Source organism: Arthrobacter sp. MDT2-16 (assembly GCF_054510925.1).
Genome location: NZ_JBTNDP010000001.1, coordinates 455,369 through 468,114, shown reverse-complemented (window position 1 = coordinate 468,114; position 12,746 = coordinate 455,369). Strand labels below are relative to the sequence as shown.

The following is a 12,746-nucleotide window of genomic DNA, read 5'->3' as shown; positions in this document are numbered from 1 at the left end:
CCGGCGGGAGGCCGGGAGCTGCTCAGGCGCCGTCGTCGTACGTCCGCTCGGCGCGGGCGCGCTCGGCGCGCCTGATGCTGCGCCGGTCGATGACGAGCACCAGCAGGGCGGCGAGCAGAAGGCCGGGCAGGGCGAACGCGACCGTGAAGAAACCGAGGATCGACTCGCGCGTGAGGGTGGGATCCTCCGGCCCCGTGTAGGCGACCACGAGCGCCACGAGGAAGCCGGCGAGCGCCCCCAGCAGCATGAAGGGGACGAACTTCGGCGCCCGGCGGATGGTCACCTCACGGGAGGCGGGCGCGGGGGGAGCTGCGTCACGGACGGGCTCGATCCTGTCCGCGGGGGTGGGCTGCCCGTCCGCCGGTACTGCGCCGCGGGTGTCGGGGGTGCTGTTCGGCTGCTCGGGGGTGCTGCTGGACGGCTCGGAGGTCATGGTTTAAGGCTACCGGGCGTCAGCGTCGCTGCTCGACGAGCTGGTAGCCCGCCTCGCTGAACACGAGCGTGTAGTCGGTCCCCGGATAGTGCTGCTCGGCGTGGGCTTCGGCGTCGCCCGGACGGGTGGCGCCCCAGCTCCAGTCGTCGGCGTCGACGATCAGGTACTCGGGCGCCGGGTTCGTGTTGCCGAGCCAGTACACGCGTGCCTCGGGGACGAGGTAGGCCATGAGCACCACGCCGCTCTCCACGGTGGCACCGGCGGGGATGAGGTCCATCATGCGGTGGGCGGCGTCCCAGCGCTCGGACTGCCGGTAGGTCTCCGGTTCGGCGAGGACGGCGAACTTCTGGGCCGGCAGCAGCACGAGGCACGCGACGACGGCGGCGGCGACACCTGCCGGCGCGGTGCCGCGGAGCCAGGCGCGGGGGCTCCTCCTGAGGTGCTGCACGCCGTCGATCAGGGCGAGGAAGAGCACGGGCATGAGGACCGCGCTGTAGTGCCAGTCGGGACCCCAGTACCACTCCTCGCTCGAGGCGAACCGCCACAGGAGGGTGGGCAGCAGGACGAGGCCGAGCGGGGAGCGGAGGAACAGGAGGCCACCGGCGAGCAGCAGCAACAGCAGCGTCTGGTACTTCGCCGTGCCGGTGAGGAGGCCGGCGACGGCACCCGCGGGGTCGCCGAGCATCGCACCGACGTCGATCCGGTCGGAGTAGTCGTACTGGCCCGCGGCGTTGAGCGCGGGCAGGATCAGGCGGACCGAGAGGATCAGCCACAGCGCGCCCCATGCGGCCAACCACAGCCCGACGACCGTGCGCAGCCGCCAGGCGATCACCAGTCCGAGGGCCAGGACGGTCAGCCCGAGGTCCTCCTTGACGAAGACGAGCAGCCCGCCCCACACGACGGCGGGCACCACACGCCGCCGCAGCACGGCCTCGAGGCTGAGGGCCAGGAGGGGGACGGCGAAGGCGATCTCGTGGAACTGGGCGGCGACCGCCGACTGCAGGCCCCAGGAGAGGGCGTAGGCGGTCCCGACGGCTATGCCCGCGACCGTCCCGATCAGCCGTGTCCCCGCGCGGGTGACCACGGCCACCGAGAGCCCGAAGAGGAGGTTCTGCACGATCAGCAGGGTCAGGCCCGACGGCGCGATGGCGTAGGCGGGCGCGAGCAGCACCAGTAACGGGTGGAAGTGGTCGCCGAGCAGGTTGAAGCCCTCGCCCTTGATGGGCACGATCGGGGCGCCGAGACCGGCATACGCCTTCGCGAGCTGCGTGAAGATCCCGAGGTCCCAGGACGGCGAGCCGAGCTGGTTCCACTGGGTGACGGAGAAGACCGTGTAGAGGGCGGCCGCGGCGAGCCCGGTCAGCCACGCGGCGGCGGGCTGGCGGCGTACTGCTGCGAGGGCGCGACGGGGCAGGGACTGCCCGCGGGAGGAGTCGGTCCCGTGCGCGGGCTCGGTCGTCGGTGGCGCGGTCGGGCGCGGGGCCGGTGCTTCCGTCGGTGGCGGCGCGGGTACTGCCGTCGGTGCCGCGGTCGATCCTGTTCCGGGGCCGCCCGTTCGTCTCGTGCCCAGGGACCGGTCGGTGGTCACGCGGTACGCCCGAACAGGGGGAGCCAGGCGCTGAGGTCCGCGCGCTGGCCCGACGCCGCGACCCTGCCCGCCGCGACCGCCGCGGGCCAGTCCGTCGTGCCCGTGATCAGGGCGAGCCAGGTGGCGGCATCCGTCTCGACGACGTTCGGGGGAGTACCTCGCGTGTGGCGCGGGCCCTCGACGCACTGGGTCACGCCGAAGGGCGGCACCCGCACCTCCACGCTGTTGCCGGGGGCCAGCTCGGCGAGCTCCTCGAGGGTGAAGCGGACGGCGGTCGCGAGGTCCGCGCGGACGGCCGAGCCGTCGGCCACCCGATGCAGTGCCCGGTGCCCGTCCTCGGGGGTGATGCGTCGTCGTGCCATGGTGCCGCCGGTCCTAGTCGAGCAGCGCCATGACGGGCGCGGCGAGCCGCAGGCTGCCGACGGGACGTCCGCCGCCGAGGATCGGTGGGACGACCTTCTCGAGGACCGCGCCCACCTTCTCCGCGTCGATCGCGCCGGAGGCTGCGAAGAGGGTCAGGCCCACGAGGGTCGCCGCCCGGGAATTGCCGTCCAGGACCTTCAGGGCCAGGGATGCCCCGGTGGGCGCGCCCAGGACGAGGACACCCTCCGCGCCGCTCTTGGCGAGGATCCCGAGGTCCTCCATGACCACCGAGTTCTCCATGCCGTTGCCGTGCACCGCCCATGGGTAGTCGAGCATCGCGGTGGCGATCGTCGCGGCGCGGGCGTCGGCGTGCTTGTCCGACGGCGCCTTGGCGATCCTGCCGATGCCGCGCGCGAGGCCTGTCAGCGAGACGGCGGCCACGGGGGCGCCGCAGCCGTCCACGCCCCAGGCCGCCACCGATTCCTCCGTGTACTCCTCGATGACCGAGGCCACCGAGCGCTGCAGCGGATGCGTGGGCTCGAGGTACGTGGCGGTGTCCCAGCCGTTCTCCGTGCAGGCCCACAGGAAGGCGGCGTGCTTGCCCGAGCAGTTGAACGCGATGCGCTGCTTGCCCTTTCCGCTGCGCACGAGACCGTTGCGGGCCTCCTCGTCCTGCGGCCAGTCCTCGGGGCACTGGAGGTGCTCCTCGGTGACGCCGGCGGCGTCGAGCATCGTGCGCACCACGTCCATGTGCTCGATGCCGGCCACGTGGCTGGCGGCGGCCAGGGCCACCTGCGGGCCGCGCAGCGGCACGCCGGCCTTCATGCTGGCGAGCGCCTGGAACGGCTTGAGGGTGGAGCGCGGGAAGACCGGGCTGGTGATGTCGCCGAGTTCGGTCACGACGGAGCCGTCGGCGGCGAGCACGACGGCGGCACCCACGTGGCGGGACTCGATGAAGCCGTTGCGTTCGAGGACCGCGAAGTCCACGGCGTCGGCCGTAGTGAAGGTGGAGGGCATGCGTCCAGTATTCCCTACTCGGGGTGCCGCCTTCGGGCGCAGCACGGGTCCGGCCGGCCCCTCGCCGGAGGGACCGTCCCGCCCGGGCGGTGAGCCGGCGCAACTGCGCCCACCGGAGGGAACGGACATCCGGTGGGCGCAGACCTGGGGGAGCGTCGTCACTCCAGGCTCGGGACGCGCTATTTCACGCTGAACTGCACGGTCTGCCAGCCGGAGGCCCCGTCCGGGACGGTATCCGCACGCTCATCGGTCTGCAGGCCGTCGACGCCGTCGGTCGCCCGCGCGCGGAGGGTGTGAGGTCCGGGTTCGAGGGTCAGCTGGTGCGACCACTGGCGCCAGGTGTCCACGGACGCCTCGGCGGCAAGCGTGACGGACTCCCAGTCACCGCCGTCGACGGAGACCTCCACCTCGGTGATGCCCCGCTGCTGGGACCAGGCGACGCCGCCGATCCCGACCAAGCCGGCGTCGAGCGTCGCGAAGGGCTTCGGGACCTCGACGCGGGCCATCGTCTTGATGGGTCCCTGCTCGGCCCAGCCGCGGTCCGTCCAGTACGCCGTCCGATCCGCGAAGCGGGTCACCTCGAGGTCCACCACCCACTTGGTGGCGGACACGTAGCCGTAGAGCCCGGGCACCACCATGCGGACGGGGAACCCGTGTTCCACGGGCAGCGGTTCCCCGTTCATGGCGATGGCGAGGATGGCGTCGCGGTCGTCCTGCAGCAGGGGCAGGGGGGTGGAGGCGCTGAAGCCGTCCGAGCTCGTGGACAGCACCATGTCCGCCCCGTCGAGGGGCCTGGCCCGGGCGAGGACCTCGCGCAGCGGATAGCCGAGCCACTTCGCGTTGCCGGCGAGGTCCCCGCCCACCGGGTTGGAGACGCACGTGAGGGTGACATGGCGTTCGATCAGGTCCGCGTCGAGGAGGTCCTGGTACGAGAGCTCGAACTCCTCCTCCACCATGCCGTGCACGCGCAGGACCCAGTCCTCGGTGCTGAGCTGCGGGACGCTGAGCGCGGTGTCGATGCGGTAGAAGTCCCCGTTCGGGGTGACGAAGGGTGTCACGCCCGCGACGGGGGACTGCACGCCGGCAGGAAGGGCCGGCGCAGGGCTGGCCGGAGCGGGGAACTGCAGGCCGCTGCGCACCGCGGCCACGTTGTTGCGGGCACCGGCGAGGAGGCGCCCGCCACCCGCGGCCGCCGCGGCGACGACGGCGGTCACGCCCGCGGCCGCGAAGAACCCGCGACGCGAGGGGGTGTGCGGCCGGCTCTCGACGAGTGCCGGCTCGGCGCCGGGATCTGCGACGGCGGACCGCAGGCGCCTGGTGAGCCAGCGGAGTGCGAACAGGCCCGCAGCGGTGCCGGCGACGGTCGGCAGCGCATCCGCCACGGAGGCACCGGCGCGGGTCAGGACGCAGGCCAGGATGATGGCACCCATGAGCAGGACGCCGGCCGCGCCGAGGACCCACCTCCGGAAGGCCACGACGCCGAGGACGGCGGCCAGGAGCGCGATGGTGACGGCCATGCCGACCAGCAGGGCCAGCTTGTCGTTGGTGCCGAACGTGTCGATCGCGAAATCCTTCATCCACGGCGGGGTGAAGTCGATGAAGGTGGAGCCCATCGCGACCACCGGGGTGGCACTGGCGCGGAAGAAGGCACCGGCGAGTTCGGCGATCCCGAGCACCACGCCTGCCGCGACGATCCCGGCCAGGGCGGCGAGGAGGGACGTACCGCGGCGGGGCTGGGTGGAGTTGCTCATGGCAAGTATTCGGAGAGGCACGGAGGGGGTATGGGTAGCGGGCGCCAGGACCGGATGCCGGCCGGGTGTTCCTGCGGCGCCGACGGGTCCTTCATGTGACATCGAACGGACGCAGGAGTCTGGGTCGGCACCGCCCCCTCCAGTACGCTGTCCTACTGTGAAGGTTCTTGTGCTGGGCCCCGGGGGCCGCGAACACGCCATCGTCCGGGCCCTGCTGGCCGACCCCTTCGTCCGGGAGGTGCACGCCGCTCCCGGTAACGCGGGCATCGCCGAGGACGTCCCCGTGCACGACGTCGACGCCAACGATCCCGCCGTCGTCACCGACCTCGCCCGCACACTCGGCTCCGACCTCGTGGTCGTCGGCCCCGAGGCCCCGCTCGCGGCCGGCGTCGCCGATTCGCTGCTCGACGCCGGCATCCCCGTCTTCGGCCCCACGAAGGCCGCCGCCCAGCTCGAGGCGTCGAAGGCCTTCGCCAAGCAGGTCATGGCGGCCGCTGGCGTGCCCACCGCGATGGCACGCGTCGCCGCCACCGATGAGGAGGCGAACGAGGCGCTGTGCACCTTCGGCGCCCCCTACGTGGTGAAGGACGACGGGCTCGCCGCGGGCAAGGGGGTGGTGGTCACCGACGACCTCGACGCCGCCCGCGCCCACGCCTCCGCGTGCTTCGAGGCCGGCGGCACCGTGGTGATCGAGGAATTCCTCGACGGCCCCGAGGTCTCGCTGTTCGTCCTCTCCGACGGGCACACCGTGGTGCCGCTCGCACCTGCCCAGGACTTCAAGCGCATCCACGACGGCGACCAGGGGCCGAACACCGGCGGCATGGGCGCCTACTCGCCGCTGGAATGGGTACCGGCGACGCTCGTCGAGGAGGTCCTCACCCGCGTGGCACAGCCCGTCGTCGACGAGATGGCCCACCGCGGGACACCCTTCGCCGGGGTCCTCTACGTGGGGCTCGCCCTCACCTCGCGCGGGATGCGCGTCATCGAGTTCAACGCACGGTTCGGCGACCCCGAGACCCAGGCCGTCCTCGCCCGGCTGGTGACGCCCCTCGGAGGCGTGCTGCTCGCGGCCGCCAAGGGCACCCTCGACCAGATCGACCCGCTCATGTGGTCGCCGCAGACGGCCGTCGCCGTCGTCCTCGCGTCCGAGAACTATCCCGATGCCCCCGCGACCGGACGACGCGTCCGGGGCCTGAAGAAGGCCGCGAGGGTGGACGGCGCGCACGTACTGCATGCCGGTACTGCGCTGCGGGACGGCAAGGTGGTCAGTTCCGGCGGGCGGGTCCTCGCCGTGGTCGGCCTCGGGGACTCCCTCGGGGACGCGCGGTCCACGGCCTACGAGGGCCTGTCCCTGATCGAGCTCGAGGGCGGGCAGTCCCGCTCGGACATCGCCCTCCGGGCCTCCCGCGCCGAGGTCGCCGTCACCGGTCCGGCGGCGTCGGTATGAGCGGCTTCGCGCCGGCGCACCCGGAGCTGCCGGGCTGGCGGCACGTCTACTCGGGCAAGGTCCGCGACCTGTACGAGCGGGAGGACGGGTCCGACGACGTCGTGCTCGTGGTCGCCAGCGACCGCATCAGCGCCTACGACCACGTCCTGGCCACCGCCATCCCCGACAAGGGGCGCGTGCTGACGCAGCTCAGCCTGTGGTGGTTCGAGCGTCTGTCCGGCATCCCGAACCACGTCATCGCCTCCGATGTGGCGGGCGGCGTACCCGCCGAGGTGGAGGGGCGGGCGATGATCTGCCGGAACCTCGTCATGTACCCGATCGAGTGCATCGCCCGCGGCTACCTCACCGGCAGCGGGCTGCTCGAGTACCGGGCGTCCCGGACGGTCTGCTCGCTGCCGCTGCCCGAGGGGCTCGTGGACGGATCCCGCCTGGAGCCCGCGCTCTTCACGCCCTCGGCCAAGGCCGAGGTGGGCGAGCACGACGAGAACATCACCTACGACGCCGTCGTCATGACCGTGGGCGACGACGCCGCGGCCCAGCTCCGCGCGCTCACCCTGGACATCTACGCGCGTGCCGAGGCCATTGCCCGGGAGCGCGGGATCATCCTCGCGGACACCAAGGTGGAGTTCGGCCTCGACCCCGCGACGGGCCGGATCACGCTGGGCGACGAGGTCCTGACGCCGGACTCCTCGCGCTTCTGGGACGCCGCGCTCTACGCGCCCGGGCAGGCACAGCCCTCGTTCGACAAGCAGTTCGTGCGCGACTGGCTCACCTCCGACGTCGCGGGCTGGGACCGGCGGTCGGAGCCGCCGGCGCTGCCCGACGACGTCGTCGAGCGCACGCGCGCCCGCTACATCGAGGCGTACGAGCGGCTGACCGGCCGCACCTTCGCCTGACGCGTCCTCGGCTGCCTCGGCGCTCGCCGTCGTTCCCGGTTCATCCGGCGCGGCGGCCGTTCGTGCGCCGTCACGCGCTCCACACCTCTCCGTGCGGCAGGAACCACGAACGACGGCGGGCGACAGGCCGCTGCGGTGGTCCGGGGGACGATGACCGCGGACGGATCGTTATCGTTTCGGCCCGGCTCCAGCCGGTGCCCGGGCCGGAGGCGGCCGACGTTCACAATGATCACGTCTCCCGGCCCAGCTCGATCCGATACAGCTCGATCCGACACAGCTTGATCCGACACTGCGCCGTGCGGACCCTCAGGGCGACGACCGGCGTCGAACCTTCGAGGAGCACAGTGAATCCCATCCAGCACACCCGCCGATCATCCCGTACCCCTACCCGGACCCGCGCAGTCGTCGCCGTCGTCGCCGCGGGCGCCCTCCTGCTGCCGGCGGCCGGCGCGGTCGCCGCACCGCCGTCGCCCCAGACCCCGGTGTCCGCCTCGCGGCACCAGGGCACCAGCATCCCGCTTCCGGGCGCCTCGTCGGCCGAGGGCGTCGCGGAGGGGAGGGGCTCCACGTTCTACGCCGGTGATCTCGGCCGCGGTGACATCTTCCGCGGTGACATCCGGAAGGGCACCGCAGCCCTGTTCATCGACGCACCCGAGGGCAGGGCCGCCGTCGGCCTCAAGGCCGACATCCGCAACGACCTCCTCTTCGTCTCGGGCGGAGCGACGGGCCACGCGTACGTCTACGACACCCGCACCGGCGCCGAGGTGGCGGACTTCCGACTGGCCACCGGGGACGCCTTCATCAACGACGTTACGCTCACCCCGGACGGCGCCTACTTCACCAACTCACGCAGCGCGGAGCTCTACTTCATCCCTGTGGGGCGGAAGGGGGTGCTCGGCGCACCGACCACGATCACCCTGTCGGGACCTGCAGCAGCGGTGACGCCGGGATTCAACCTCAACGGCATCACCTCGGTGGATCGCGGCAGGACGCTGATCGTGGCCCACTCGGCCAACCAGGCCCTCTACACCGTGGACCCCACGACGGGCCGGAGCGCGGACATCGCCACGGGCGCGCTGCCCAACGTCGACGGCATCCTTGCCAAGGGGGACACCCTGTACGCGGTGCAGAACAGGATCAACCAGGTCAGCAGGATCGACCTGTCGAAGGACCTCACCAGCGGCGAGGTGGAGGACGTCATCACCAGTCCGCTCTTCGACGTCCCCACCACGGTGGCGCTGTTCGGCAACACCCTGGCGCTCGCCAACGCGAAGTTCGGGGCAGTCGATCCGGACGGGTACGAGGTGGTGACGGTTCCCGCACGCTGACGGCAGCCGGGACATGGAAGAGGCCCGCCGGCTGCTGCCGGCGGGCCTCTTCCAGATGGTCGGGGTGACAGGATTTGAACCTGCGACCTCGTCGTCCCGAACGACGCGCGCTACCAAGCTGCGCCACACCCCGATGCTGCACCCGGAAGGCCGAACCACCCGAACCGCAACTGTCCAAGGATAGCCGAGGATCAGCGGCGAGGAAAACCGGGCCCGGAGCTCACACCAGGGAGTCCTTCCACGCCGCATGAAGGGTCGCGAAACGGCCCGTCCCGCCGATCAGCTCGGCAGGCGTGCCGTCCTCCACCACCTCGCCGCCGTGCACCACGAGCACGCGGTCCGCGATCGCCACGGTGGAGAGCCGGTGCGCGATGATCAGGGCCGTCCGGTTGCCGAGGAGCTTCTGGAGGCCCTCCTGCACCAGGCGCTCGCTCGGGATGTCGAGCGACGACGTCGCCTCGTCGAGGATCAGGACCGCCGGGTCGGCGAGGAACGCGCGGGCGAAGCTGATGAGCTGCCGCTGCCCGGCCGAGACACGGCCCCCGCGCTTGTTCACGTCCGTGTCGAAGCCCTCCGGCAGGTCGAGGATGAAGTTCTCGGCTCCGACGGCCCGCGCAGCCGCGACGATCTCCTCGCGACTGGCCTCGGGCTTGCCGAGGGCGATGTTGTCCGCCACGGATCCGCTGAAGAGGAACGCCTCCTGTGTCACCATGACGACGGCGCGCCGCAGGTCCTTCGGGGCGAGGTCCCGCAGGTCCACGCCGTCGAGCGTCAGGCTGCCCTCGGACACGTCGTAGAAACGCGCGATCAGCTTGGCCAGCGTGGACTTGCCGGCACCCGTCTGGCCCACGAGGGCGACGGTCTGTCCGGCACCGATGGCCAGGTCCATGGTGGGCAGCACCACCGGGCCGTTCCCGTACCGGAACGAGACGTCGTGGAACTCGACGGCACCGCGAGGGTGCGGCAGGGACACCGGGTGCTTCGGGGGCCGGACGGTGGGGACCTCCTCGAGCAGGCCCGAGACCTTCTCGAGTGCCGCGGCGGCCGACTGGAACGAGTTGTAGAACATGGCCATCTGGTCCACGGGCTGGAAGAAGCGCTTGCTGTAGAGCAGCAGGGCCAGGAGGGCACCCACCTCGAGCGTGCCGCCGAGCACCCGGAAACCGCCGAACACCAGCACGACGGCGACGGTCACGTTGCCGATCAGCACGAGGCCGGGCTGGAAGACGCCGTTGAGGTTGATGGAGCGGACGGTGACCCTGCGGTAGTCCTCCGCGAGGTCGTCGTAGCGCCGGGCGTTGACCGCCTCGCGACGGAAGGCCTTGACGGCGCGGATGCCGGTCATCGTCTCGATGAAGTGGACGATCAGCTTCGCCGACACCACCCGGGACTCGCGGTACGCGATCTGGGAGTGCTTCTGGTACCAGCGTGCCAGGAGGAACATGGGCACGGCGGCGGCGAGGATGAGGAACCCGGTCCGCCAGTCCAGGGCGAAGATCGTGGCCGCCGTGAAGAGCATGAAGATGGCGCCCGAGGCCAGGGAGCTGACGCCCGAGTCCAGCAGTTCGCGCAGGGCCTCGAGGTCCGAGGTCTGGCGGGAGATGATGCGCCCCGAGGTGTACTTCTCGTGGAACTCAAGGCTCAGCCGCTGGGTATGACGGAACACCCGCAGGCGCAGGTCCAGCAGCATGGCCTGGCTGAGCTGCGCCGTCGCGCGGACATAGCCCGCGGTCAGCACGGAGGCGAGCACGGCGGCGAGGAAGTACGTCCCGCCGGCCACCCACAGCAGGACCGGATCGCCCGCGATCAGGGCGGGCAGGGCGCGGTCGATGCCGAGCGCGATGATCGCCGGTCCGGCCACACGGGCCGCCTGCGAGATCACGACCAGCAGGACGGTCCAGACGAACTGCCGGCGGTTGGGCCGGATGAGGGAACCCAGGAGCCGGAAGGACCGCGAGCGGACCGACCTGCTCTGCGCCCGGTCGAGCAGGACGTCGTCCTCGTTCAGCACGCCGGCGGAGGTGGTGCCGGCTCCGTCCTTCGGCGCCCCGCCCGTTGCTGCCGTGGTGCGGCTCATGCCAGCGCCTCCTCGTCGTCGTGCGCGGGTTGCTGCAGGGGCGGGACGGTGCGTCCCAGCTGCGCGATCTCCTCGTCGTCGAGGCTCGCGATGACGTAGCGGTAGTGGTCGTTGCGGGCGAGCAGTTCGGAGTGCGTCCCGACATCGGCCACCCGCCCGTCCTGCAGCAGCGCCACCCGGTCCGCCAGGGCCACCGTGGAGGGCCGGTGTGCGACGATGAGCGTCGTGGTGGTGGTGAGCACCGCGCGCAGCCCCTCCGAGACGCGTTCCTCCGTGGCGACATCGAGCGCCGAGAGCGGGTCGTCGAGGACGAGCACCGTGGGCTGGGCGGCGATCGCGCGTGCGAGGGCGATGCGCTGGCGCTGGCCGCCGGAGAGGCTGAGCCCCTCCTCGCCGATGAGGGTGTCGAGCCCGTCGGGCAGCTCGTGGGCGAACTGGGCCTGCGCCACATCGAGCGCCTCGGCGAGGATCCTCTCGGCGTCCGCGCCGGTGGCGTCGGAGCCCATGAGCACGTTGTCGCGCACGGAGTTCGAGAACAGCGTGGTGTCCTCGAACGCGACGGCGACGAGCGTGCGCAGCTCCCCGAGCGTGAGGGCGCGCAGGTCCACGCCGTCGATGCTGATGCTGCCTGACGTGACGTCGTACAGGCGCGGGACGAGCTGGAGCAGGGTGCTCTTGCCGCAGCCCGTGACGCCGACGAGCGCCATGGTCTCGCCGGCCCGCAGCCGCAGGTCGATGCCGTCGAGGACGTCGCCGGCGTCGTCCTGTGCGTCGGGGTAGCGGAAGTGGACGGCGTCGAACACCAGGTCGCCCCGGGGTGCCCGGAGGTGCACGGGCGACGCCGGATCGGTGATGGTGTTCTCCGACTCCATGACCTCGTAGTGCCGGTCGATGGCCGTCTTCGCCGTGAACGTCATGGCCAGCAGAGGGCCGATGAACTCCACGGGACCCGCCACCGCTGCCGCCGTGGCGAAGAAGGCCACGAGCGCGCCGATGGAGACGTCACCGCTCGCCGCGAGGGTGATCCCGACGACGAGGGACGCACCGAGCGCGAGCTCCGGCAGCAGGGTGACGATCATGGAGAAGTTCGCGAGGGACCGCGCCTTGAAGATCTCGGTCCGGCGCAGTTCCTCGGCCTGCTCCTCGAAGTCCTCCAGGGCCTCGCCGCTGCGACCGAACGCCTTCAGCACGCGGATGCCGTGCACCGACTCCTCGACCGTCGTCGCGAGGTCGCCGGCCTGGTCCTGGCTCTTGCGTGAGACGCGGCTGTAGGACGTACGGAAACGATAGCCGTAGACCATGAGCGGCACGGCGGCCGCGACGAAGATCAGGGCCAGGACCCAGCTCATGAAGAACATGACGACGACGCCCATCACCACGGTCAGCGAGGTCACCACGAGCATGATGAGGCCGAAGGCCATCCAGCGCCGCATCAGGTTGAGGTCGCTCATGGCGCGGGAGAGGAGCTGGCCGCTGCCCCAGCGGTCGTGGAACTCGACCGTCAGGTCCTGCAGGTGCCGGTAGAACGAGGTGCGCATGTTCGTCTCCACAGCCGTCGCCGGTGTGATGACGAACTGGCGGCGCAGCGCCACGAAGGCGGCCTCGAGGACCCCCAGGAGCAGCACGACGCCGGACGCGATCCAGACGGTGCGGGCGGAGCCGCCCTCGGCCAGCGCGTCGTTGATGAGGACGCGCAGCACCTGGGGGATGGCGAGGGCCATGACGCTCGCGCCGAGGGCGCAGAGCAGGCCGAGGAGGAGTCGCGGAAGGATGGGGCGGACGTGCGGATAGAGCCGCCCGAGCGATTCCCGCAGTGTGTTCTGGTGCTTCATGCCATCTCTTCGGT

The 12,746-nt window shown here is 71.7% G+C and carries 10 protein-coding genes and 1 tRNA gene; 3 read left to right on the top strand and 8 right to left on the bottom strand.

The features are described 5' to 3' along the window. Positions 1–22: 22 nt before the first annotated feature. The 5 genes from ACX80N_RS02290 to ACX80N_RS02270 form a co-directional block, all read right to left on the bottom strand. On the bottom strand, positions 23–433 hold the full coding sequence (locus tag ACX80N_RS02290; RefSeq protein WP_459338126.1) for a hypothetical protein: 411 nt from the start codon (positions 431–433) through the stop codon (positions 23–25). Between the two features lie 19 nt (positions 434–452). Then, positions 453–2,021: a DUF2079 domain-containing protein gene (locus ACX80N_RS02285; RefSeq protein ID WP_459338125.1), complete on the bottom strand. Its 1,569-nt coding sequence runs from the start codon at positions 2,019–2,021 to the stop codon at positions 453–455. Continuing rightward, a complete protein-coding gene (locus ACX80N_RS02280; RefSeq protein WP_459338124.1) occupies positions 2,018–2,383 on the bottom strand; it encodes a sterol carrier family protein in 366 nt (121 codons plus the stop codon). The genes ACX80N_RS02285 and ACX80N_RS02280 overlap by 4 nt, the downstream gene beginning before the upstream one ends. A 13-nt stretch (positions 2,384–2,396) precedes the next feature. Next, a complete protein-coding gene (locus tag ACX80N_RS02275) occupies positions 2,397–3,401 on the bottom strand; it encodes an asparaginase (protein ID WP_459338123.1) in 1,005 nt (334 codons plus the stop codon). Positions 3,402–3,580: 179 nt separating this feature from the next. Further along, a complete protein-coding gene (locus ACX80N_RS02270) occupies positions 3,581–5,152 on the bottom strand; it encodes a molybdopterin-dependent oxidoreductase (protein ID WP_459338122.1) in 1,572 nt (523 codons plus the stop codon). A 157-nt stretch (positions 5,153–5,309) separates the two neighbouring features. On the opposite strand from ACX80N_RS02270, the gene purD reads away from it, so the two are divergent. From purD to ACX80N_RS02255, 3 genes are all read left to right on the top strand, one after another. Next, the gene (purD, locus tag ACX80N_RS02265; RefSeq protein WP_459338121.1) at positions 5,310–6,599 is read left to right on the top strand and encodes a phosphoribosylamine--glycine ligase; all 1,290 of its coding nucleotides are present in this window, start codon (positions 5,310–5,312) and stop codon (positions 6,597–6,599) included. Beyond that, positions 6,596–7,495 (top strand): phosphoribosylaminoimidazolesuccinocarboxamide synthase, encoded by a 900-nt coding sequence (locus ACX80N_RS02260; RefSeq protein WP_459338120.1) that lies wholly within the window; start codon positions 6,596–6,598, stop codon positions 7,493–7,495. Before purD ends, ACX80N_RS02260 begins: the two co-directional genes overlap by 4 nt. A gap of 344 nt (positions 7,496–7,839) precedes the next feature. Beyond that, positions 7,840–8,823, top strand: coding sequence for an NHL repeat-containing protein (locus tag ACX80N_RS02255; RefSeq protein ID WP_459338119.1), 984 nt, complete (start codon positions 7,840–7,842; stop codon positions 8,821–8,823). A 56-nt stretch (positions 8,824–8,879) separates the two neighbouring features. On the opposite strand, the gene ACX80N_RS02250 is transcribed toward ACX80N_RS02255, so the two are convergent. The 3 genes from ACX80N_RS02250 to ACX80N_RS02240 form a co-directional block, all read right to left on the bottom strand. Then, positions 8,880–8,956, bottom strand: a tRNA-Pro gene (locus tag ACX80N_RS02250). 87 nt (positions 8,957–9,043) lie between these two features. Further along, a complete protein-coding gene (locus ACX80N_RS02245; RefSeq protein WP_459338118.1) occupies positions 9,044–10,900 on the bottom strand; it encodes an ABC transporter ATP-binding protein in 1,857 nt (618 codons plus the stop codon). Continuing rightward, on the bottom strand, positions 10,897–12,732 hold the full coding sequence (locus ACX80N_RS02240) for an ABC transporter ATP-binding protein (RefSeq protein WP_459338117.1): 1,836 nt from the start codon (positions 12,730–12,732) through the stop codon (positions 10,897–10,899). The genes ACX80N_RS02245 and ACX80N_RS02240 overlap by 4 nt, the downstream gene beginning before the upstream one ends. Positions 12,733–12,746 lie beyond the last annotated feature (14 nt).